This is a genomic window from Limisphaera sp. VF-2 (assembly GCF_049537125.1).
In the GTDB taxonomy this organism is placed as follows: domain Bacteria; phylum Verrucomicrobiota; class Verrucomicrobiia; order Limisphaerales; family Limisphaeraceae; genus Limisphaera.
Genome location: NZ_JBMVQY010000001.1, coordinates 15,717 through 39,961 on the forward strand (window position 1 = coordinate 15,717; position 24,245 = coordinate 39,961).

Below are 24,245 nucleotides of genomic sequence, written 5' to 3' on the forward strand. Positions count from 1 at the left end.
CACCATGAGACAGAAAGTGAGCCCGACACGGGACGTAAACCGATGGAGCATCTCAGGCAAACAGGGAGTCTGGGGGAGATGCTTCCCTTTGCTGTTCCGGGGCGGACTCCACGGGTGGTTGGGACTGTGGCTGATGGGCTCGATGGGCGGGTGGGCCGGGCCGATGAAACCCATCGCCGTGACGGGGTTCAACCGCGATCTGGTCGTGGAGCGCACCGCAGTCGGCCCGTCTTACCACGCGGCGGCAGTCGAGTTCAACCCGGGCGAAAACCTCGCCTTTTACCAGGCGGGTCTGCCTGGCAAGAGCTACGGACTGCCCACCGAGGGACGTTTTGTCAGTGCGCAAGACGGTGAAACCGAGTTCGCGTTCGCGCCGTACGACGGGCCCAACGCCCTGGTGTTGAGCAGCGCCACCGGCCTGCAGGTCGGGACCGTGACCCTTGTGCAGCCCGCCCTTTACCGTCGGATTGCGGTGATTGCGCACTCCGCCAGCGGCGGCGGCTCGCCGTCGATGACCCTCCGCTTCGCCGACGGCCGAGCGTGGACGACTCCTTACGCTGCCCCGGACTGGTTCAACAACACGGGGTATGCGCTCCGCGGCGTGGAACGGATCAACCTTACCACCGGCGCAACGCAGGGCGCGCCCACCAATCCGCGCTTTTACCAAACGACGGTGGACTTGGAAGCGGCTCTGGGGCCGGACGTGGCGCCGCTGGTGGCCATTGATTTCGAAAAGGCTGCAGGGGCGGGTTCCACGGGCATCTATGCCGTCAGTGGCGAACCATGGCCGGAGACACCGCCGCGAATCCTGCAGCAGCCTGCATCCCAGACTGTTGTCGAGCCCGCGCCTGCGCGCTTCGAGGTGTCCGTGAGTGGCCAACCTTATCCGGCGCTGCAATGGTTCCGCGACGACCAGCCCGTGGCGGGAGCCACCAATCGCTGGTTCGAATTGCCGCGCACCTCGCCCACAGATGACGGGGCGCGTTTTTTTCTCCGGGCCGTCAACGTGATCACCGGCAATGTATTCGCGGTCACCAGTGCCGTCGCGGTGTTGCGCGTAATCCCGGACACGAATCCTCCTGCGCTGCTGCGGGCATGGTCGGCCGGGCTCACTTCGGTGGTGGTCCGGTTTTCCGAGCCGGTCGCACTTCCCGGCGCACTGCACCCCGGGAACTACGAACTGCTGGGCCCTGACGGACCCGTCGCGGTGCGGGAGGCGGCTGCTTCGGCTGCCGGCGAGGAAATTGTGCTGGTGACCGCACCGCTTGTCGAAGGTCTTGCGTATACCTTGAGTGTCTCGAACGTGACGGACCGCGCGACAGCGGCGAATTCGGTTCCTCCGGGGACCCGGACGACCTTCATCGCCAACCGGTACCGAACGGTCGAACTGGGCGGGTCGAATCTGCTTGAGAACCTCGAGATCGTGCCCAGGGGGATGGGTCTTTCCGTGCGCGGCAGCGGTTGGAACGGCACGCGTGACGAAGGCGTGTTCCTGTTCGAGCCCCGGACGGGCGATTTCGATCTGCGCATCCGCGTCGAGTCCCTTGCCCAAGTGGATCCGACCTCCACAGCCGGCTTGATGGTGCGCGAGAGTCTCGATCCCGGCGCCGCGTGCGTGGCCGTGCTGGCCACGCCCACGGTTTATGGGTGTTGTTTTCTGGTTCGGACGCAGGCCCAGGTCTGGTCGGACCGCTTCGGTTCGTTCCCGGCCAACCACCCGCACACATGGCTGCGGCTCCGCCGGATGGGAAACCTCCTGGAGGGGTATGCAGGGGTTGACGGTTTGCACTGGACCCGGCTGGGATCGGTTACGCTTGCGTGGCCGGCTACCGTGCCGGTGGGTGTGGCAGCAGCCAGCGGCAGCGGCTCCATGGCGGTCCATGCGCGTTTGCGCGACTTTTCTCCCGTCACGGAGGCTGCAGGGCCAGCAGGGTTGCCGTTCGAACCCCCGGGCCCGTGCACGCGGCTGACCAGTCTGATCATTTCCGAAATCATGTACCATCCGACCAATGCCGCGCTGGAATTCATCGAGTTGCTGAACACGCGAGCCGAACCCGAAGACATCAGCGGCTACCACCTCGACGGCAGTGTTCAGTACACCTTCCCGCCCGGCACCATCCTGCCCGCCGGCGGGTTGCTGGTGGTGGCGCGGGATCCGGCGACCCTGGCTGGGGTCTATGGCCTGACGCAAGTGTTCGGCCCCTGGACCAACAGCCTGCCCAACGACAACGGTCGTGTTCAACTTCGCCATCGAACCGGTGCCGTGTTCCTGGACATCGCATATCGGGACCAGCCACCCTGGCCCGTGGCCGCGGACGGGGCAGGTCCCAGCCTTGTGCTCGCACGGCCGTCCCTAGGGGAAAACGATCCACATGCCTGGCGTGCCAGTCAGTGGCCCGGCGGATCTCCCGGCCGTCTGGAAAGTTTCGTTCCGGATGTTCGATACGCAGTGCGCATCAACGAATTCCTCGCGCACACGGACTGGCCCGTTTTGGATTATGTGGAATTGTTCAACGGCAGCACCCAAACGGTGGACCTCGGTGGTTGCATATTGAGTGACGATCCCGCGATCGATCGCTTCCGTTTTCCCGGCCCCACGCTTCTGGGACCGGGCGCCTTCCTCGTGCTTACGGAGGCCGAGCTGGGCTTCGCCCTCGACGCCGCGGGGGAAACCATCTTTCTCCGCGCGCCCGACCGGCGAGTATTGGACGCCGTCCGATTCGGAGGCCAGGCCAACGGGGTGGCCTCCGGTCGATGGCCGGACGGCCAGGAGGAGATTTTCCCCCTGCGCACGCCGACTCCCGCCGCGCCCAACGACGCCATCCGCATCGGGGAGGTTATCCTCAACGAGATCTACTACCACCCCATCAGCGAAGATGACGATGACCAGTTTGTCGAATTGCACAACCGCACGGACCGGCCGATTCCGTTGGCGGGTTGGCAACTGGACGACGGCATCCGGTTCACCTTCCCGGATCATGCGGTGCTCCCGGCGCATGGGTACATCGTGGTCGCGCGCGACGCGGCCCGGTTGCAGAGCCGATATCCCCAGCTGAATCCCACCAACCTGTTCGGGAACTTCAGCGGCCGGCTCGCGCGGAGCGGCGAACGCGTCGCACTGACGCGGCCCGATTGGATCGTCCGCACCAACGATGCCGGGCAGGTCGTCACCAACCTTATCCACATCGTGGTCGACGAGGTCACGTATCGCGACGGCGGGCGCTGGCCGCGGTGGGCCGACGGCGGCGGCAGCAGCCTGGAGCGCATTCACCCCGACACTCATGGACGACGGGCTGGTCACTGGGCAGACAGCGACGAAACTCGCAAAGCGCCCTGGACGGTCATCGCAGCCACGGGCACCATCGACCACGGCAGCACCCCTGCCGATCAGCTCCAGGTCCTACCCATGGGTGCCGGCGAATGTCTCATCGACGATGTCCAGGTGCTCACGCCCACCGGTAGCAACCTGATCGCCAACGGCACGTTCGAAGCCGGAGCTTCCGGCTGGACGGCGGAGGGCACGCTCTCGCGGTCCGGGTGGGAATCTTCCGAGGGCTACAACAGTGGGCGCTCCTACCGGATTCGAGCCGCCGATCGAGGGGACAACCAGATCAACCGGGTCCGCACTCCCCTTACCGCCACGCTGGCAGCCGGGACCACCAATGTCACCCTTCGGGCCGCGGTTCGTTGGCTCAAAGGCCATCCCCAAATCCTGCTGCGGCTGCGCGGCAACTGGCTTGAATGCGCCGGGGACATGACCGTGCCGTCCAATCCCGGCACCCCGGGCCTGCCGAACAGCCGTCTCGTGGCCAACGCACCGCCGGCCATCCACGAGGTGCGGCATCACCCCGTGCTGCCCGCCCCTGATGAACCCGTGCGCATCACCGCGCGCGTGGACGACTTCCACGGCGTGGACCGCGTGCGGCTCTGGTACCGGTTGGATCCGGCCACCAACTACGTGACCCTGGACATGCGGGACGACGGACGGAACGGGGATGCCCTGGCCAACGACGGCCTTTACACGGTCCTGCTGCCCGGCCAGCCCACCAGCACCCTCATCGCATTCTTCGTCGAGGCCACCGACGCAGCCGCCAATCCCGCCTCGAGTCGGTTCCCCGAGGATGCTCCCGCGCGCGAATGCCTTGTTCGTGTGGGCGAAGTGCAACCCGCTGGCAGCCTGCCGGTCTATCGCATTTGGATGACCCGTGCCACGCTCAATGCATGGACGGGACGGCACAAACTCGACAACACGCCCCTGGACGTAACCTTCGTCTCCGGCGACCACCGCGTCATTTACAACGCCGGTGCCCTCTACGCTGGCAGTCCTTACATCGCCCCCGGCTTCACCAGTCCGTTGGCCGGCCGCTGCGGCTACACCCTCGAGTTTCCCAAGGACGATCGATTCCTGGGCGACACCGAGCTGGTCCTGGACTGGCCCGGCGGTCACGGCGGCGAAACCACTGCGATCCAGGAACAAATGGCCTGGTGGATTGCGGATCAACTGAACCTTCCTTACAGCCACCGGTATCATATTCGTCTGCACGTAAACGGTGTTACAGACGAGCATCGTCAAGCCATCTTTGAAGCGGTTCATCAACCCGGGCGGCGCTTTGTTGAAGCGTGGAGTCCCGACCAACCCGACGGTCAGTTCTTCAAAATCGACCGTGCCTTCGAATTCAACGACAGCGGGAGTTTGATCGCCGACCCCATGCCGCGCCTCCAGAATTACACGACCACCGGGGGTGCCAAGAAACGGGAGCGCTATCGTTGGACCTGGATGTATCGTGCCACCCCACGAGTGCACGATTACACGAATCTGTTTGCCCTGGTGGATGCCCTCAACGCGCCGGCCCCCGAACCCTACACCACCGCCACGATGGGACTTGTCGACCTCGAACAATGGATGCGCATGTTCGCGTTCGAACACATCATCGTGAACTTCGACTCCTGGGGCCACGAAATCGGCAAGAACATGTACACCTTCCTCCCGAAAGGCGGTCGCTGGGTGTTGTATGCCTTCGACCTGGACTGGCTCATGCTCGTGTCCCCCCGTCTGTCTTCGCGCTTCGCGCCGGATCAGGCCGCCTTGTTCACCTCGGACGATCCCACCGTCAGCCGCATGTATGCGCATCCCCCCTTCCAGCGCGCCTACTGGAGGGCGGTGCGCGACGCCGTGGAGGGTCCATTGAATCCCGCCCGGGCCCATCCCGTGATGGACGGCAAATACCAGGCGTTGCGGGCCAACAACGTGCGCTGGTGCGACGGCCAGGCCCTGACCGATCCCTCCGCGCTCAAGAGCTGGTTCGCTCAACGTCGGGCCTTCCTGCAAGCCCAGTTGGCTGCTGTGGCCTCGGCGTTTACCGTGAATCCGAACCCCGGCGTGAGCAACGGCATGGGCGTGCTCACGGGTACCGCCCCCGTCGAGGCCGTCCGGATCGCCCTCAATGGCGTACCCTGGAGCGTGCGCTGGATCACCCTGACCCAATGGGTCGCCGTCGTACCGCTTCAAACCGGCACCAACACCTGGATCGTGACCGCCCTGGATGCGCACGGACAAACCATGCCGGGCTCTGCGCAGCAGGTCACCTTCTTCCACCAGGGACCGCAACCGCCGCCGGAAGAGTCCGTCGTCATTCATGAAATCCTCTACCGCCCGTCACTGCCCGGGGCCGCCTTCGTGGAGCTCTACAATCGGTCGCCCACGCACGGGTTCGACCTCTCCGGCTGGCGATTCAACGGGCTCGACTACGACTTCCCCGCCGGCACCTTTTTGCCTCCCCAGGGGTGGCTCGTACTCGCCGCCGACCGCGCCGCGTTCATGACGGTGTACGGCCCAAACGTACCGCTCTTCGACGTGTTCGCCGGTCAACTTCAAGCCGATGGCGAAACGCTGAGCCTCCTGCGGCCGGCCCCCGACGGCACATGGATCGTCGTGGACCGCGTTCGCTATGAAGCCACACCTCCCTGGCCCCTGCCCAAGCCGGGGCAATCGCTGCAACTGCGCGACCCCGCGCGGCACAACAGCCGGGTCGCCAACTGGGCAGTGGCCTCGTCGCCGGCGCCCGGCCCCGACTTTATACGTCTTCTCGCGCTCGACAGCGTTTGGCGATTTCAGCAGGTTTCCAACCTGGACGTGTTCGCGTGGGCGACGCCTGCGTTCTCGGACGCAACCTGGCCCGCGGGAGCAGCACTGCTGGCGTTCGAAAACAACAGCGCGATCACGCCGCTGGTTCGCACCACCCTGAAGGACCCGCGCGTGGTGACCAACAACCTCTCCCCGGGCCACGCGTATTACTTCCGTACCCACCTCGTGCTGACCCAATCGCTGACGGGCTACACCGTGACAGCCAGCGCGTACGTGGATGACGGCGCAGTGTTCTACGTCAACGGCCGGGAGATTTACCGCCTCCGCATGCCGGCCGCCGGTGCAGTGGCCCACAACACCGTGGCCACGGCTCAACCCTCGGGTGGCGATGCCACCAGCCCGGATGTCTTTACCCTGGACCCGACATGGTTTGTGCCCGGGACGAACGTCGTTGCGGTGTCCGTCCATCAAAACAGCATCACCAGCTCGGACATTGTCTTCGGACTGGAACTGACCGCCCAACGCGCACCCGCGAGCGCCTATGAGGCCACTCCGGCCCGCCCCAACTCTGTCGCCACGGCCCTGCCGGAGTTTCCCACGCTCTGGCTCAACGAGGTGCAGCCCGACAACCTCACCGGGCCCATTGACGGTGCCGGCCAGCGCGAGCCCTGGGTTGAAATCTACAACCCCGGCCCCGCGCCCGTTGCGCTTGACGGCTTTTACCTCAGCGACCGTTACGACGACCCGGCCCGATGGGCGTTCCCTTCCAACGCGGTGCTGCCTCCCGGTGGCTTTGCCCTTGTTTGGTGCGACGGTCAGCCGGATCAGACCACCGAGACCGAATGGCATGCCTCCTTCCGGCTGGCACCCATCACCGGCACGGTCGCCCTGGCGCGCCGTTTGGAAGGGGCCGTGCAGTTGGTCGACTATCTCAATTACACCAACCTGCCCGGCAACCGAAGTTACGGAAGTTACCCCGACGCGCAGCCCTTCTACCGGCGTCCCTTTCATCGGCCCACACCCGCCGGCACCAACGACCCGGTCGCACCGCCCGTTGCCGTCTTTATCAACGAGTGGATGGCCGACAACACCCGAACCCTGGCCGATCCGGCCGACGGTCAGTTCGAAGACTGGTTTGAACTTTACAACGCTGGAGACGAACCCGTGGACCTGGGCGGGTATTATCTCAGCGACAATCTCGCCAACCCCACCCAATACCGAATTCCGGCCACCGGCCGGTACGTCGTTCCCGCTCGGGGGTTCCTGCTGGTATGGGCCGACACCGAGCCCGGTCAAAACCGCGCCGATCGGCCCGAGCTCCACGTGAGCTTCGCCCTGGCCAGGGGCGGGGAGGCCATCGGCCTGTTTGCTCCCGACGGGACGCTCGTAGACGCAGTTACGTTTGGTCCGCAGGCTGCCGATGTCAGCCGGGGCCGCTTCCCGGATGGCCAGCCGTTCCTTCGCGATTTTGTGCTGCCCACGCCGAACGCTCCCAACCGGGTGCCCAACACCCCGCCGCGGCTCGTTCCCATTGCCGAGCAAAGGCTCTACCTGGGGCAGACGCTGCGCCTGCAACTCATCGCTTCGGACGAGGACTTCCCGCCGCAAACCCTCCTGTTCCAATTTGGATCCAATCCACCTGCTGGGGCCTCGCTCCATCCCGTCACCGGCTGGCTCGAATGGACTCCGGTCCATGCACCCGAGGAATCCTGGTTTGAAGTCCGGGTGACCGACGACGGCCAACCGCCGCTCAGCGCCTCGCTGCGGTTCCGCGTGCAGGTCCGACCCCGGCCGACACTGGCAATTCAACGGGTTGAACAAGGTTGGGAACTGTCTTGGACGGAGGGCACCTTGCAGGAGGCCGACGAGGTCACCGGACCCTACCGCGACCTTTCGGTGTCGCCGCCATTTTCCCTCTCCAACCAAGCCACGCAGAAGTTCTATCGAATCCGGATTGCGCCCTGAACTCTGGACAAGCCATGACGCGTCTCTTCTCACCCCGGTTGGCGGGCGCGGCCCTGTGGGTCGCGGCCTTGTCGGTTCCAGCCGAAATCCAGGTCATTTCCGAACATCGCTCCGAGACAGACGGGCCCCCGTTCCGTTTCAGCCGGGTACCACCGGCCAGTGACCGGGACACCGCGTCGCGCGCGGCCTTTCGCCTCCTGCTCGGAGAACCGGATGACAACAGCGGGCCCCTAACTGTCCTCCATGACGGTAGGCTGCCCGCCGAACCGGATGAACCCGCGGCCAACTTCTTTTTCGCCGCGGGAACCCGCGGCGGTCGCATTCTTGTCGATTTCGGCTCCCCTACCCCGCTTCGCTACATCGCCACGTTTTCGCGGCATCCCAGCACTCGCGGCCCTCAACGGTACGAGCTCTACGGCGCCACGGGCGACGAGTCCGGGTTCCGGCTCGCTCCCGACGAAACCCGTGCCCTCGCAGAGCTGGGTTGGAAACATTTGGCTTCCGTGAATAGCCGCCCCTCCAACGGCCCGGGCGGCGGCCAGCACGGCGTCCTGATCACCAATCCGGTCGGCCCCCTCGGCCCGTTTCGCTACCTGTTGTTCGAAATCCACACGACCGATCCCGCGATTCCCTTCGGAAACACGTTCTACAGTGAAATCGATGCGGTCAGCGCCGACCCCGATTTCGTGCCGAACCCACCTGCGGCCCCTGCCGGACCCGCACCGTTCACCGTGCGCACCCCGGACGGTCGGTACAGCTTCACGCTGGACCTTTCACGGGCGCCGGAACTGGAAAGCTGGGCGCGCGGGACGCTGGTGCCGGTTCTTCTTGAATGGTATCCCCGACTGGCCGATCTGCTGCCCGGCCAGAATTTTGAGCCGCCCCGGGAGGTTCGCATCGTAATTCGACCGGGCCGTGGGGTGGCGGCCACCAGTGGCACCCGAATCACCGCCAACGCCCGTTGGATCCAACGGGAGCTCGAAGGTGAAGCCGTGGGCGCCCTCGTGCACGAGCTGGTTCATGTGCTCCAACAGTACGGCCGCCGTCCGGCCGGTTCCGCCCCCCCGCCCGGTTGGTTGGTCGAAGGAATCGCAGACTACTTGCGCTGGTTCGTGTTCGAACCCGAAAGGCATGGCGCCGACCTGGTCTGGCTGCGTCAACAGCGCAACGTGCAACTTCGACACGACGCAGGTTACCGCATCAGCGCCAATTTCTTGGACTGGGTGAGCCGCCGGTACAACCGCGACCTGATTCGTCATCTCAACGCCGCCCTGCGCGAAGGCCGTTACGAGGAATCCCTGTGGAGCCAGTGGACCGGGCACACCCTCCAAGAACTCGCCGAGCAATGGCGAAGCGAGACCGAAAAAGCGCTGGCGGCGCCTGAACCGCCCCCCGGGCCCGCGCTGGAACCACGGTGACGCCAGAAAGCCCATCCGCAAAGCAAAACCCCGGTTCTGACGATCCCGTGCGCGCCCGGGCCGCATCAGGCAACCGGCAGCGTGGGGTCAATTTCCCGGGCCCAGGCCTGCAATCCCCCGTGCACACTTTTCACGGACCGAAATCCGAGCTGCTTTAAAAACGCCACCGCCTGCATCGAGCGTCCTCCCGCCTTGCAGTGCAGGTAAATCGTCCGATTCGGATCCAATTCCTTCCACCGTTGTGGAAGCTCGCTCAACGGCAGCAAGCGCACGCCGGGCAGGTGCGCCACCGCATACTCGTGGGGTTCCCGGACGTCCACCACCTCAATCCCCAGCTCCGGGTGCAACAGGGCTTCTTGCATCTCCCACACCGTCACTTCGTCTTCCGTCAGCGGCCCCGGGCCGGCCCCGATCCCGCCGCAAAGCTGGTCGTAATCCATCAGCTCCCGAATTGTCGGGTGCTCTCCACACACCGGGCAGCCCGGATCCCGGCGCACCTTGATCTCGCGAAAGCGCATCTCCAGGGCGTCGTACAACAACAGTCGCCCCAGCAACGGCACACCGATCCCCATCACGAGTTTCAAGGTCTCGGTCGCTTGAATACATCCGATCACGCCCGGCAACACCCCCAATACGCCCGCCTCTACACACGAGGGCACGGTGCCCGGCGGCGGCGGCTCCGGATACAGACATCGGTAACAGGGCCCGCCCAGGTGCGGCGCAAACAGGCTCGCCTGTCCCTCGAACCGGTAGATCGAACCGTAAACATTCGGCTTGCCCAAGAGCACGCAGGCATCGTTGACCAGATACCGCGTGGGGAAATTGTCCGACCCATCCACCACCACGTCGTAGTTCCGGAGGATTTCCAGAACATTCTCGCGGTTCAACCGCACCGGATGCTCCACAATTTCCACGTCCGGGTTCAACGCCTCCAGGCGTTCGCGAGCCGAGGCGGTTTTCGGCCGGCCGGTGTCCCGCGTTGTGTGCACCACCTGCCGTTGCAGATTCGAGACATCCACACGGTCATGGTCGACCACGCCCAGGCGGCCCACTCCGGCGGCGGCCAAATACAACAGCACCGGCGAGCCGAGCCCGCCGGCCCCGATGCACAAAACTTTCGCCGCGCGAATTTTCCTTTGGCCCGCCGGACCCACTTCCGGCAAACTCAAGTGTCGCGCGTAGCGTTGCATGGCCTCGGGCGTCCAGTCCATAAGCCGTCCATCCTGAACGCCGGCAAACTAGACGCCCACGGCCCTGCCGGCAAGCTGCGTGCCGTCCCATGCGAAGCCGCATGCCAAGTCGGACATCCCTTGCGGCGGCCGCGGGTCTGCCCGAGCCCGGGGCCGCTGCCGCGCGTTTGCGCCGCCGCACCTCTGTCCAGCCTCGCCTGGCGTTGGTTCTGGGTAGTGGGTTCGGCGGCGTGGCGGCTCTCCTTCGGGATCCCGAACGCATCTCATACGCCGATCTACCCGGCTTCCCCACACCCACCGTTCCGGGGCATGCCGGTGAACTTCTGGTGGGGCTGCATCACGGCGTGCCCCTGGCCATTCTCAACGGTCGTGTCCACTTTTACGAAGGCCGGTCCCTGGCTGAAGTCACTTATCCCGTTCGCGTGCTGGCCGCATGGGGCGTTCGTGACCTGGTCCTGACCAACGCCGCCGGGGGGATTCATCCCCGGTTCCGCCCGGGCGACTTCATGCTGCTGCGCGATCATATCAATTTGATGGGCGACAACCCGCTGCGGGGCCCTGACTGGCCGGGCCACAGCCGTTTTGTGGACCTGACCCGGGCGTACGATCCGGAGCTGGGCCGGGGATTGACCCTGGCCGCCCGCGCTGCGGGAATCCGACTTCATCGGGGTGTCTACGTTGCGGTGAGTGGACCCAGCTATGAAACCCCGGCGGAGATTCGTGCATTTGCCCGACTCGGGGCGGATGCCGTCGGTATGAGCACGGTCCCCGAGGTCATCGTGGCACGCCAATGCGGCCTGCGCGTGGCCGCGGTCTCTTGCATTACCAACCTGGCCGCCGGCCGCAGCCGCAGGCCCCTGTCTCATCAGGAAGTGCTCGAACAGTCCCGTCGAATCACCCGGCAGGCTGCTGCCTGGATCGACGCCTTCCTTCAATGGTATGCCCGCCAAACCGGATCGTCCCAAGCCCCGGGCCCTGAAAACGAACGGTCCTCGTAAGGGGAATCGGGCTGAACCTGACCCGGCCGCACAGGCCCGGGTCCTCACGCTTGCGGCCCGCCGCGCCCGTGTCCATGCGTGCGCCCCTTGGTCGAACTTTCGGGTGGGTGCCGCGCTCCTCACGCAGGAGGGTCGGATCTTCACCGGCTGCAACATCGAAAGTGCAAGCTTCGGCCTGACCTGCTGCGCCGAACGCGTTGCCCTCTTCAAAGCCCTCAGCGAGGGCGCCCGGCGGTTCGTCGCCATCGCCATCGCTGCCCCCGTTCCCGGCGGCCCCACACCGTGCGGGGCCTGCCGACAATTGCTGGCCGAATACGCACCCGAAGCCGTGGTGTGGAGCTGTGACAGCCGCCGCCCGGGACGCATTCGCCAGTGGACGATTCGCGAGCTTCTTCCGGCAGCCTTTCTTCGCTTTTAAGTTCGGCCGCTCCTCGGCCGATGAGAGAGACAGTGGGGAAACTCTCGGTCGCATGCGACACGAATTCTTTGCGTCATTCGACAACGCCGCCTGGCCGGTGCTCTGGGTGGACGCAGCCGGCACCATTTTGCGCGCCAACAACGCCGCCATTCAGTTGTTCGGTCAGGGCCTTGCCAGTGGCACGGCGCGACTGTCCGCGCTCTGGCTGCCCTCCAACCCCGTTCCAGCCGAGCAATTCCTCCTGCAATGGACCCGGAGTCCTTCGCCCACCGTGTCCCTCCACCTGCGGGCGCGCGCCGGGCAGGAACTCCGCACCACCGCGTGGATCACCACGTGGAGCCGCGACCAGCAGCGCTACTACCTGTTGCAATTCCCGCCCGGTCAGCCTTCCGAGGAAACCGACGCGCAATCTCTGAAACAAAAACTCGACTGCATCTTGCAGTTCGGCCGCACGGTGGCCCTCGACTTCAACAACGCCCTGACCACCGTGCTGGGCCGGGCGTCCCTGCTGCTGACGCAGTTGCCTCCCGATCATCCCTGGCGGCCGGCTCTGCTGGAAATCGAGCAAGCCGCCGCGCGCGGGGCCGAGGTGGCCCACGAGCTGGGCTCGTTCAGTCGCGACGCGCACGAATCCCATCGGTTGCCCACCGGCAACCTCAACGAACTCGTTCTGCGGGCAGTGGCGGTGGTACGAAGCAAACCGTCACCCCCCATCGTGGACTGGCAGATCGAGCTCGAGCGGCGCTTGTTCACCACGCGGTTCCACGAGGGCAAACTGCACCAGGCCATTCTGCGCATTCTCGAGAATGCCCGGGAAGCCCTGGGGCCCGAAGGACGCATCACCGTCCGGACCCGCAATGTGGAACTCACCACACCCACCCGGGATCGCAACGTCGAGCTGGCCGCCGGTTACCACGTCTGTCTGGAAATCACTGACACCGGATGCGGGATCAGCCCCGAGATCCTGCCGCGCATTTTTGAACCATTCTTCACCACCAAGGCGGCGGCCGGCCACCGGGGCCTCGGTCTGGCCTGGGTGTATGGCGTCGTCACCAGCCACGGCGGCGGCGTCGCCGTCTCCAGCCAACCCGGTCAGGGAACCACCGTACGCCTGTACCTGCCGGCTGAACCCGTGGTGGCCCGCGAGCCGGCCCCGCCCGGTCACCTCCTCCAGGGCAACGCAACGGTGCTGGTGGTGGACGACGACGAACGGGTCCTGCGGACGGTGGAAACCGTGCTGAGACAGTTCGGCTACCGCGTACTGACGGCTCCGGGCGGTGCCGAGGCGCTGGCCCTCTTGGGCCAGCCGGGCCTGCAGGTCGATGTGGCTCTGGTGGACCTGGTCATGCCGCGTATGAGCGGCCGCGAGCTCATCGAACGGCTCCGCCGCCTCCATCCCCGGCTGCCCATTGTAACCACCAGTGGCTATGTCTGGCCCGCCGACGCCACCAGCCAGCCCGCGGACTATCTGCGCAAGCCTTTCACCGCCCAGGAACTCCTTTGGCGGCTCCGCGAAGCCCTCAAAGACGCGGAACAGGCGCCCACTGGCACGGCCGTTGCCTGACCGGGCGCATTCCCCCAACCCGCGCCGCCGCTCGGCGCCTGATTGGTCCAAGGTTTGCCGCCGGCAAGGGCCCATGAGCGAAGCGCCTCACGCTGCCGCAAGCCGCGTCGGGACCGGACTATTGTTCGAACAGGCCCGTGGGTTTTGACCACGAAACCCCGGGGCTTTCGCACAACAAAGTGGTTCGGCCGCCCTTGCCCCACCGTTGACCCATGCAAACGAAACCACGCGCTCCTTGGACCCGAGTAAGACGGCCAGTTTCCACACCAACGTAGCCGCCACCGATCTGGTCAGGTTTCCATGGCCTGGCTGCGCGGAGCCTCAGGCCCCGGGTGGACGGTGGTTCGGGCCTCCTCCCGGACCCGCCGGTCTGCCGAGTGAAATCAAGCCCCGCCGCTTTCAGGGCGCACTGCGAACCGGTCGTGTCGCCCGCTCTTGAAGCCAGGCCACGTCGGGGTTGTGCGGCGAAGCGAATGTGTCGTAAATCAGGCCGCCTTTGACCAACGGCGGCGTCGTGCGGGGATCCCGCCACCGCCGGATTTCGGAGTGCCCATCGGCAAAGGAAAACCCGCAGGCCTGATGATGATAGTATCCGGGCAGGTCGTAGAAGCCGTAGAGCTCCGGTCGATCCGGCCAGCCGGCCATCCGCACCGCAAAATTGCCCATGTCGATGCTGTCCTCGCGCATGTCGAGAAAGACAAACACCTTCGACGGACCCGGGTCCAGGAGCTCCGACATTTTCAGATAAATTCGGTACGCAGCGATCGGCGCACCCCAGCCACCGTCGGTGCCGCCCCACCCGCCCAGGTACACGTTCATGGACATGCTCCGCACGCGGGGACGGGGCACCCCGTTGACCAGCACGAACGACTGGTCGGCCGGACATTTCCAAATGGTCAACTGATTGCCGCAATAGGGCCAAAGGGGACTGCGCTGGATGGTCAGCGACGGATCTCAGTTGGCCGGATTGTTGGGATTGAAATCCAGCGATCCCGAGATCCAGGCCGCCGCCGCCGTCTCTGGTCGGCGAGGATCTTCACTGGCGTATGGGAGTCGGTCCTGGTTGTCGTCCACGTACATCCGCCAGGCCAGGGCCAGTTGGCGATGGTTGTTCAGGCACTGAATGCCCTGGGTTTTTGACTTGGCCTTGCCCAGCACCGGCAGAAGCATTGCCGCCAGCAGCCCCACAATGACAATGACCACCAGCAATTCGACCAGTGTAAAAGCGGGGTGCAGATCCTCCGCCTGCACCGACCGCGGCTGCGTGGTGTGGTTCATGCCCGACCTCATGTCACCTGCAACAAGCTAGTCTGGTGCAAAGGCGATTCCAAGCCCGCCCCGGCTGCTGCCGGCTCGACCTCACTCCCACGTTCGGGTTCCCCGCAAACCGAACTCCGGGCCGATCCCACCCACGCCCCAGAGTTTTGCGACCATGACTGCCGCGCCAGGGGAAGCTCAGGCCAGGTGCCACGGACGGCGCCGAGGACGCAGTTCCAGTCGGCGGTTCGCCTCCGGATCCTCCAGAAAGCGCTCCTGCCGGGGGTCGAATCGCAGCCGCCGCGGGACGCGCGTGGCAATATCGCTGAGCTGACAAAGCAGGTCGGCTCGGAAGGCTTCTTCAATGGGGCAAACCGTGGGCCGCCGGGTCCTGACTGCATCGACAAAGTCCCGGACGTGGTTGAGGCTCAGCCGGGGCAGACGCTCCACCAGTCGGTCCGACGATTCGGCCAGGGACTCCGGATGGGTACGTAGCAACCCCCGGTGGACCAACGCCCAACCCTCGTCCCCCTCGAACACGGTGCCGTGATCGGCGATGGGTCCGTACTGCGCCTCCCAGGGACGCAGATCGTTCAGTTCGTTGACCTCGGCGTACCCGTTCCGCGTACCGCGGAACTCCAACCGCACGCCGTCATGAAACCGAAACGCCACGTGCCACGCCACGGCCGTATTGCATGCACCCTCGGTCGGAAAAACAGCCCGGCCCTCCACTTCCAGTGGTCCGCCCAGCATGTTGGGATGGCCCCACAACGCAATGTCCAACGGATGCACCCCCCAACCCGCGATCCAACCCAACGCGTAATCGTAAATGAACCACCATGTCTTGTTATCGGCGGCACACTTGTCCTCCGTGTACGGACTGAATGGAGCCGGTCCCAACCAGAAATCGTAATCCAGCGTCGGAGGCACCGGAGCCGGTGTGGTGGAACCCCCGGGCCGGCTGGCCAAACACCACACGCGAATTTGCTGCAGGCGACCGATGCGGCCCTCGCGGACCAGAGCACATGCACGCTGAAACTCCCGGCTGGATCGCTGCTGCGTGCCGAACTGGAACACCCGTCGATGCGTTTGCACCTCTCGGCGCAGAATCTGATCCTCGGCCAGCGACAAGCCCATCGGTTTTTCAAGGTATATGTCCTTGCCGGCCCGGACGGCTGCCACGGCCACGTGCACGTGCCAGTGGTCCGGGGTGGCAATCAGGACCGCATCGACATCGGACCGCGCCAGCAACCCCCGAAAATCCCCGTAGGTCCGGCAATCAGCGTTTTGGTAGTGCTGATTCACGGCCCGGCGGGCCAGCTCCAGTTGGTCCTGCTTGACATCGCACACCGCCACCACTTGGACATCCGGCAGGGCGAGGAAGCCCCCCATCACCGCCCGCCCTTGCGGGCCCACACCAATTGCCCCGACGACCACACGGTTCGAAGGCGCTGCCCGCCCGTTCGCCCCCAGCGCCGTGCCCGGGATACACGCCGGGGCGACACCCGCCGCCAACATCACCTGCAGTTGCGATCGCAAGAACCGCCGCCGGGACCAGAGTCGTTTCATGGCTGGGGAATGCTGGTCAAGGTTTCTCGAGCGGCATCATGCCCCTGTCGGCTGCAAATGGCAATCCGGCTCAGGCACCCTCCCTGTTCGCCTCGGGGTGCGGTCGCCGCCTCGGCATGGGGAAGCCTCGGACCCGACTCTCCACGGCCCTTTTCCGGAGCCGTTTGGATGGGGGGCAGCGGAAACGGCCTTCCCGCCCGCTGGCGACAAGGCAGCGGCGCCAACGAGTTCGTCACAGCCTGGCACAGGGGCCGTCCCCGTGCGATGGCAGCACGAACTTTCGGCACCCCTGTCCGGAACTTGAACCGTGGCAAGAAGCCGCTGTGGCCCAGCTTGCAGGCTCGAGAAGCGGTTGGAAGGCCGGGAATTCCCTGTGCCCGGGGCTGGACACTGGCAGGGGAATCTGCAGCTTCCCTGGACCGGTCATCCCCACGCCTGTTCAATGCCGCGGTTGCCCGTGGCCGGTCACACCCAACCGCCAAAGCCGAGGGCCTTGGTGGGGTCCACTTAGGGCGCGACCTTCGCCGCCATGCGATGCCGCCCCATGAACCGGGTCGGGTGCACGACCGCTAGACTGTCCCCGGACGTATTCCCCGTGAAGACACCAAGTTCTTAACCCCGGGGCCGCCTCGACGAAACAATTGCCTCCGGCCTGCGCAGCCGTGGATTAAACCCGAGTCTCGCCTGCTCCGACCTTGTTCACTGATGCCGTCGGGCCCTTGACGATCCAAGGGGCAGAGGCGTGCATTGCGGCCCGCTTTCAGAACCACCAGCGCACGTCCCGGTCCTGAGGATTGTAGCGCTCCCGAATCAACTTGAACGTGCGCCACGCCCCGTGGCCGTCGAGATAGAATGCATTGCCCCCACCCGGGAAGGCCCCCTTGCGATGCGGATTCTTGTGTCTGCCATCGCTGGTCAGCCCGCTGGGGACGCCGACGAAGTCGTTGGGTCCCCGGGACAACAGCGCGTCCACAATGAGCTCCGCCATGGCGGGATTGGTGTTGCCGGTGGTCCGCAGATGGAACTGCTTGCCCGGGTACATGTAACCGGCCATGCGTGCGTCCGGCTTGCCACTGGAGTCGAGGCGTGCCCCCAACCACCCGAATCCCACGATCCGCCGGTTCGGGTTGATTTCCCACCAGTTCACCTCCACGTCGTACTCCTTGACCGAAGCCCGAACACTCGGGCAGTAGAACACCGACCGGGTGGCGCCATAGTTTGTAATCGCGTCTGCGGTCTGCCGCGGCATATCCCACAGCCAGTAGCCATTGACCGTGTGGGCGGGAATGTAATCGCGGTTCTCGTTGGCGTACATCATGACGGCCATGCCGAACTGCCGGGTGTTGCTCAGGCAGCGCGCGCGCACGGCCTTCTCCTTCGCCTCTGCAAGGGCCGGCAACAACATGCCCGCCAGGATCGCAATGATGGCAATCACCACCAGCAACTCGATCAGAGTGAAGGCAGTGCGGCGCAGCTCCGATTGACTGTGCTTTTTCATGGCATTCTCGGCTCTTCGACAATCACAGACGTCCGGGCACAGCCCATGCTGGCCCGTCTCTTTCCAACGTCAACGCCGTTGACGTCAACGCTGTTGTGCTTCAGAACCAAGCTACCAGCAGCCCCCCGGTTTTGCACCCTGCAAACTTGCACAGTCCCTTGAAAAATGTGCACTGCTTGTCGTTCGATCCGGCCGGGGCTGGCCGGTGAGCAGGTTGCGGGCGCAAGCTTCCGTTCCGTTTGTGAACCCGGGGCTTCCATCGCCAACGCAAGCAGGCAGGGCGAGCATTTTCCATGGTTCGGCTCTCCCGGTCGAGCAACTGGACGACAGGCCCCCTCGGCGTGCGCAGAGTCTGCCATCCCTCACCGGCCCGAGTTCCCGCGCATTCGAAACCGCCGGGGCGTTTCGCGCCACATTCCGGTGCCAATCTCGCCCGCGAGCCGCATTCGACGCGCATCGTCCGCGTGCACGCCGGGGGATCTCCGACTGGGTGTCCGCGCAAGCTCAAACGTTATCGGCAGCTGTGCCCACCACGGGTGGCTCCCAGCGACCCAATTGGGCCAGTCAGGGATCCGGCGAAATCGGGCAATACCAGACTCACCCCAAACCGCAGACCGTAGGGCACCCAAGAATCAGCGAGGTGGCGGATCCGAAAAGCTGGCCGCGGCAGGTGCCGGCCGCGGACACTGTAGGCCCGGCCCGTTCTGGCAAGCTCCAGAGATAGGCAGACGCAGATCAAACCAGAGCCGCGCGTCGGTATAGGCCGGAGGGCCCCCTCGAGCGGACAGGACCCCGCGGCTACGATTTTCATTTTTCCTCAACGTTTTCATAAATTGCCATTGACAGGGCAAAAAATGCTGTTAGTCTCCGCCTTGTCTAATGCCCTCCCATGGCATCAGATCAGGCCGCAGGATTGGGCCTTTTCTCTGGGCCGCAGGGGGCTTTGTCGTCTCTCTCTGGGCACAAACTTCGCCGCTTCTGCCCCACCAGGGTCGAATCGCTGTCGGCGGCGCTTACTTTAACGGGCAGGGGCAGTTCAAGTTCGCCCTCGTCAGTGGCACGGGCCGTGAGGTGTTCTGGCGCAACGCGCCCGACCACAACGGGGATGGAGAACCGGACGCGGCCGTTTCGATCCCCGTCCAACGAGGGTTGTATGTTGTACAGCTTGGCGATCCGACCCTGCCCGGCATGGCTCCTTTGGACGGCGTTCCGTTCGGGAGCGCGGACCTCTATCTCCGGATCTGGTTCGACGATGGGGTGCACGGATTCGAACGACTGGAACCGGACCTGCGCATTCCTGCCGCGCCCTTTGCCAGCATGGCCGGCAACGTCCCCGATGGAAGCATCAGCCCCGCCAAGTTGGCACCCGCGGTATTGGAGCCTGTCCAACAGCAACTCGTCGCCCTTGTCGCAGAGTTGCATGCCCTCTCCAATCGTCACGAATCGCTGGCGGCGAGTTTCCAAGAGGGTCTCCCACCGGGCGTGCCGGTACTGTCCGCGCAAGCGAACGATCCCACCTTGCTGGCCAGGGGATTCGCGCCGGCGGGCGAGCTTCCCGCACCGGGATGGATCGCCGGATCGACAATCGACGAACCCCTGCCCCGCTTCGGCCATACAGCCGTTTGGACGGGCACGGAGATGTGGGTATGGGGAGGAACCCTGCCGGACCCGAGTCTGACCACCGCCAGCGGGGCCATCTATCGACCGGATGCCGACACCTGGAGCGCATTGCCAAGCGTCGGCGCGCCCTCGGCTCGCACAGGCCACAGCGCGGTCTGGACCGGCCAATCCATGATCGTTTGGGGCGGCACGGGCCAGGGCCAGTATTGGAATACCGGCGGGCGACTCGCTGCCGGCACCGCCGTCTGGCAAACACTCAGTACCAACAACGCGCCTTCGGGGCGTGAAGGCCACGTCTGCATCTGGACCGGCCGGCAGATGCTGGTCTGGGGCGGCCGCAATTTCGATGGCCTGCTCCGCGACGGCGCTTTGTACGATCCGAGCCTCGACCAATGGAGTGCCCTGCCAACCCACGGGGCCCCCACGGAGCGATTTGGCGCCACCGGGGTGTGGACCGGGGATAGTTTGATCGTCTGGGGCGGTCAGGGCCCGGGCGGTCGGTTGAACGACGGTGCCCGCTTGCGGTTCGACGCTCAGGGCCAGCCCGTGGCGTGGGAACCCTTGGCCCAGAGTAATGCCCCAAGCGCCCGCACGGGGCATTCCGCGGTTTGGACCGGCCAACTCCTGCTCATCTGGGGGGGCATGGGCCCCTCCGGCCCGTTGAACGACGGGGCCCGTTATGATCCCGGCACCGGCCTTTGGCAGCCCCTGTCCACCAACCAGGCCCCTCCTGCCCGGCATCTGCACAACGCGGTTTGGACGGGCCGAGACATGCTGATTTTGGGCGGCGTGGCGGCCGATGGCACCTCACCGCCGCCTTACGCTTACACGCTTGGGGCGAGCGCCTGGCGGCCATTGTCCACGGCGGGCAATCCCCCGGGGCGCAGTCAGGCCACCGCCGTCTGGACGGGCAGCGAAGTCCTCCATTTCGGTGGACGCCTCGGGACCACCACGCTTGCGGCCTTGTATCGACTCAACCCGCGGACGGGTTGGTACCTTTACGTCAAAAACTGATCCCACCCCTTCCCATGGACCCCCACTGGAATCCTCGGAACGCCCTCAGGGCAGGGCCGCCCCAACGGGTCTGCACTTCACCGTCAACGCAGCGGCCACGGCGCTGTTCCCGCGCGTCTCGTTTGGCGACCGGTCTTTCTCTCGGTTTGCTGATCCTGTGGCCTTGGCAGGCTTCCGCCCAATGGGTAACTCAGTCCTTTGACCTCGTCGCAGGCTGGAACGCTGTCTTCCTTCACGTGGACGCTTCCCATCAGATCTTGGACGACCTGATGGCCGATCCGGCCTACCAACCCATCGAGGAGATTTGGCAATGGCAACCCGAGGTGCCGGTCTCGCGTTTTACCCAAACCCCCGCCCTTCCGGCAGATACCGGGTCCCCCTGGAGCAGCTGGGTGCGGGGCCAGGGACCCGATGCGGTGCTGAAACGACTCGAAGGGAATCGGGCTTATCTGGTCCGGGTGCGCTCCGACACTCCCACCTTTCGCTGGGGGATCAAAGGCAAACCGGTCGTGCCCAGGTACACATGGACGACCACCGGGTTGAATTTCCTGGGCTTCGCGACTCCTGCGGACAGTCCGCCCACATTTGAAGCCTTTCTGCGCCCGGCGCCGGAACTGCTCAATCAACTCGAGTTGTTTCGGTATGTGGGCGGGCCTCTGGGACCGGCCAATCCCGCGCCCGTGTTCGCGCTGAATACGACGCGCGTGCGGCGCGGCGAGGCCTTCTGGATGCGCGCCGGGGAGCTGTACAACCGCTACTTCGGGCCCTTCGCAGTCCAGTTGCCCCCGTCCACCTCGTTGGAATTCGGGACCGACCGTAGTGCAGCCAGCCTGCGGGTGAGAAACCTCACCCCTGAAGATCTCCAGGTCACGCTGAGCCTTCAGCCGTCCGAACCCGCACCGGCCGGGCAGCCCTCGATCGCGGCCGTCCCCCCGCTCCTCTTGCGCGGAACCCGGAACCCGGTGGATCTGACGTTCGCCCACACCAATCTCGCATCGCCCCGATCGTGGACCTTGAGACCAGCCGGGCAGCCGGGCTCGGAAGTCGAAATCGTTCTGGGAGTCAATCGAACCGCCATGACCGGGACCCCGGGGACGCTCTACGCCGCGGTCCTGGTGCTCACCGATCACCGTTCGCTGGCCCGGTGGGAGCTGCCGGTGAGTGCCAGCGTGGGCTCGCGGGCCGGACTCTGGGTGGGTGCGGCCGCGGTAACTCATGTGAGGCACTATCTCACCCAGTACCGCCGCGGACCCGATGGCAAGCCCCTTATGCAACAAGACGGTCGCTATGTCATCGAAGGCATCAACGAGGACCTTGGAACCGTGGGTCGGCCTTATCCGTTGCGCCTCATCGTCCACATGGGGGCCGACGGCGGCAATGCGAAGCTCCTGCAGCGCGTGTTTGTCGGACCGAAACCCGACGGGCAGGTGGGCCTGACCACTCGGGAGGAGTTGCTGGACCCGGCCCAACTCGCCCACGCGCGCCGGATCAGCGCGGTCCATCTTCCGTGGTCGGCCAGCAACGTGCCCTGGCCGGGCGTCGGTGCACTCCGTGCCGGGACGAACGTACAGGTCGTCGTGACCGTGACTCATGAAGACAGTGCCAATCCATTTCTTCACCTCTATCACCCCGACCATGACAACCTCAACGCCACCTTCGATCAGCGCGTTCCGCGGGGGGAAGAGTCCTACGATATTCGCCGCGAAATCACGCTGACGCCCCGGGCTCCTGCTGACGACTTCGACAGCCTGACGCGGGGCCACGACACGATTGTCGGTGAATACCTCGAACGCATCACGCTGACCGGCCGCACCAAACCGGGTCGGCCCCAACCGGAAAGCCGCACCTTCGAGGTCCGCGGCCGGTTTGAACTGACCCGGATCAGTGACCTGGAAACCCTCACCCAGTGAATTTCCGCTTTTAATCCAAATCCCTCTCTCAAACTCCCAACCCCAAAGCCCATGAACATGAACATGAACATCCGATCCGTCGCACCGGCCCGCCCCTTTGACGGGCGACCGTCCTGGTCCTTTCTTCGGTTGGCGGCGCTGGTCGCCAGCGCCTCCTTCTTCGTAAGCTTGGTGCCGTCCGCCCGAGCGGCGGATGCCCGGCCGCCCGATCTGATGACCTACCAGGGCTTCTTGGTGGACGCCAACGGCGTGCCGCTGGCGTCCAACAACCCGGCCAACTACCCGGTGATCTTCCGTATTTATGACCAGGCCACCGGCGGTAACCGGCTCTGGTCCGAGCAGCAGATCGTGACCATTGACAAGGGCAACTTCAGCGTGCTGCTGGGCGAAGGCACCGAGGTCCCCGGTGAGAGCCGGCCGCCGCTGTCCCAGGTCTTTGGCGGGGTGGATGCTTCGGACCGCTACCTGGGCATTACCGTGACCATCAGCGGGGCGCCCACCGAGATTCTGCCCCGGCTGCGGCTCCTGCCGGCGCCCTACGCCTATTTGGCGCGGCACGCCAACGCGCTGGTCAACAACAACGGCCAGCCGCTGGTGGCCGCCGGCACCGGCGACAACCTGGTGGTGGCCGGCAGCCTCACCGCGAACCAGTTCTCCGGCAACGGGGCCGGGCTGACGGATTTGGATGCCTCGAAGATCACCAGCGGCACTCTGAACGTGGCGCGCATTCCAGGGCTGGATACCTCCAAGATCACCACCGGCACCTTGCATCCCGACCGGATTCCGGGGCTGGACGCCGCCAAGATCACCAGCGGCACCCTCGCGGATGCGCGGCTGGGGGCGAATCTCGCCCGCCGCGACCAAGCGAACATTTTCATCTTCGACAACCAGATCTACGGAAACCTGTGGATGGGCAGCCTCGGCAACGCTCCCACGACCGGCGCCGGCTACGGCAGGGCTGTAGTATTCTCAGGTGGACCAGACGTTTCCCCCACTTGGAACAACGACAACTCGGACCCACTGTGGATCGCCCGGTACAACGTTGCTGAGAATCAATCCCAACTCCGTATTAACATCGGCGACGACCCGGGCGGTGGGGATGCACTGGTCATCGGCACCACGTCGGGTGGGGGGGCCGATTTCAACCAGACGGGGACTTGGACAACACGGGCCAGCATTGATTCGGCCGGCAATCTATCGTTGGCGGGCGGCATTTGGGTGAGCAGCATGCCCTTCGGCGATTATCGAAACGTACAGTGGAACGACGCCACTGGCCGCCTCGGCTACGATAATTCTTCCCGGCGGTTCAAGGAGAACATCACGCCCCTCCGGGACGACTTTGCCCTGCTGCTCAAGGCCCAACCCATGACCTACACGCGGCCCGGCGATCCTGACCGATGGGAAATCGGCTATATCGCTGAAGACTTCCATGCACTGGGGCTGACGCGGCTGGTGGACTATGACCGCGAAGGCCGTCCGGACGGCATCAACTACGAAAAAATCTGTCTCTACCTGAACGAGAACGCCAAGGCTCAAGCCCACGAGTTGGCCGAGCTGAAGGCCGAGTACCAGACCCAAGTAGCGGTCATCGCCGCCCAGCGCGCCGAGCTCGAGGCCTTGAAAACCCGTCTCGCCTCCCTCGAGCAACTGCTCCGGCAAATGGCCCAGAATTCGGGAGCCGCACAGCCGCAAACCGCGGCCCAAACCGCTGCATCCGAAACCGCCGGGAACTGAAACGC

Annotated in this window: 13 protein-coding genes; 8 read left to right on the forward strand and 5 right to left on the reverse strand. The window is 65.1% G+C overall.

Going from position 1 to position 24,245, the window contains the following annotated elements:
* The first annotated feature begins 163 nt into the window (after window positions 1-163).
* A complete protein-coding gene (locus ACPDIT_RS00080) occupies window positions 164-8,050 on the forward strand; it encodes a lamin tail domain-containing protein (RefSeq protein WP_423440438.1) in 7,887 nt (2,628 codons plus the stop codon).
* Window positions 8,051-8,064: 14 nt separating this feature from the next.
* The gene (locus tag ACPDIT_RS00085) at window positions 8,065-9,468 is read left to right on the forward strand and encodes a basic secretory protein-like protein (protein WP_423440441.1); all 1,404 of its coding nucleotides are present in this window, start codon (window positions 8,065-8,067) and stop codon (window positions 9,466-9,468) included.
* 65 nt (window positions 9,469-9,533) lie between these two features.
* On the opposite strand, the gene moeB is transcribed toward ACPDIT_RS00085, so the two are convergent.
* Window positions 9,534-10,679 (reverse strand): molybdopterin-synthase adenylyltransferase MoeB, encoded by a 1,146-nt coding sequence (gene moeB, locus ACPDIT_RS00090; protein WP_423440443.1) that lies wholly within the window; start codon window positions 10,677-10,679, stop codon window positions 9,534-9,536.
* Between the two features lie 80 nt (window positions 10,680-10,759).
* Between moeB and ACPDIT_RS00095 the strand changes: the two genes are divergently transcribed.
* Genes ACPDIT_RS00095 through ACPDIT_RS00105 form a run of 3 tightly spaced genes read left to right on the forward strand, consistent with a single transcriptional unit; the run spans window position 10,760 to window position 13,638 of the window.
* Window positions 10,760-11,656 carry a purine-nucleoside phosphorylase gene (locus ACPDIT_RS00095; RefSeq protein WP_423440445.1) on the forward strand — a complete coding sequence of 299 codons (897 nt, stop codon included), beginning with the start codon at window positions 10,760-10,762 and terminating at the stop codon, window positions 11,654-11,656.
* A complete protein-coding gene (locus tag ACPDIT_RS00100; RefSeq protein WP_423440447.1) occupies window positions 11,598-12,074 on the forward strand; it encodes a cytidine deaminase in 477 nt (158 codons plus the stop codon). Before ACPDIT_RS00095 ends, ACPDIT_RS00100 begins: the two co-directional genes overlap by 59 nt.
* Before the next feature lie 52 nt (window positions 12,075-12,126).
* Entirely contained in the window at window positions 12,127-13,638 is a 1,512-nt protein-coding gene (locus ACPDIT_RS00105; protein ID WP_423440449.1) for an ATP-binding protein, read from the forward strand.
* A gap of 399 nt (window positions 13,639-14,037) precedes the next feature.
* On the opposite strand, the gene ACPDIT_RS00110 is transcribed toward ACPDIT_RS00105, so the two are convergent.
* From ACPDIT_RS00110 to ACPDIT_RS00125, 4 genes are all read right to left on the reverse strand, one after another.
* Window positions 14,038-14,538, reverse strand: a complete 501-nt coding sequence (locus tag ACPDIT_RS00110; RefSeq protein ID WP_423440451.1) for a hypothetical protein — start codon at window positions 14,536-14,538, stop codon at window positions 14,038-14,040.
* Between the two features lie 54 nt (window positions 14,539-14,592).
* Entirely contained in the window at window positions 14,593-14,916 is a 324-nt protein-coding gene (locus ACPDIT_RS00115) for a prepilin-type N-terminal cleavage/methylation domain-containing protein (protein ID WP_423440453.1), read from the reverse strand.
* A gap of 177 nt (window positions 14,917-15,093) precedes the next feature.
* Entirely contained in the window at window positions 15,094-16,464 is a 1,371-nt protein-coding gene (locus ACPDIT_RS00120) for a Gfo/Idh/MocA family protein (RefSeq protein WP_423440455.1), read from the reverse strand.
* Window positions 16,465-17,224: 760 nt separating this feature from the next.
* The gene (locus ACPDIT_RS00125; protein ID WP_423440457.1) at window positions 17,225-17,962 is read right to left on the reverse strand and encodes a type II secretion system protein; all 738 of its coding nucleotides are present in this window, start codon (window positions 17,960-17,962) and stop codon (window positions 17,225-17,227) included.
* An 879-nt stretch (window positions 17,963-18,841) separates the two neighbouring features.
* Here ACPDIT_RS00125 and ACPDIT_RS00130 point away from each other — a divergent pair.
* From ACPDIT_RS00130 to ACPDIT_RS00140, 3 genes are all read left to right on the forward strand, one after another.
* Window positions 18,842-20,596, forward strand: a complete 1,755-nt coding sequence (locus ACPDIT_RS00130) for a Kelch repeat-containing protein (RefSeq protein WP_423440459.1) — start codon at window positions 18,842-18,844, stop codon at window positions 20,594-20,596.
* A gap of 236 nt (window positions 20,597-20,832) precedes the next feature.
* Window positions 20,833-22,506 carry a hypothetical protein gene (locus ACPDIT_RS00135; protein WP_423440461.1) on the forward strand — a complete coding sequence of 558 codons (1,674 nt, stop codon included), beginning with the start codon at window positions 20,833-20,835 and terminating at the stop codon, window positions 22,504-22,506.
* Window positions 22,507-22,569: 63 nt separating this feature from the next.
* Window positions 22,570-24,240, forward strand: a complete 1,671-nt coding sequence (locus ACPDIT_RS00140) for a tail fiber domain-containing protein (protein WP_423440463.1) — start codon at window positions 22,570-22,572, stop codon at window positions 24,238-24,240.
* Window positions 24,241-24,245 lie beyond the last annotated feature (5 nt).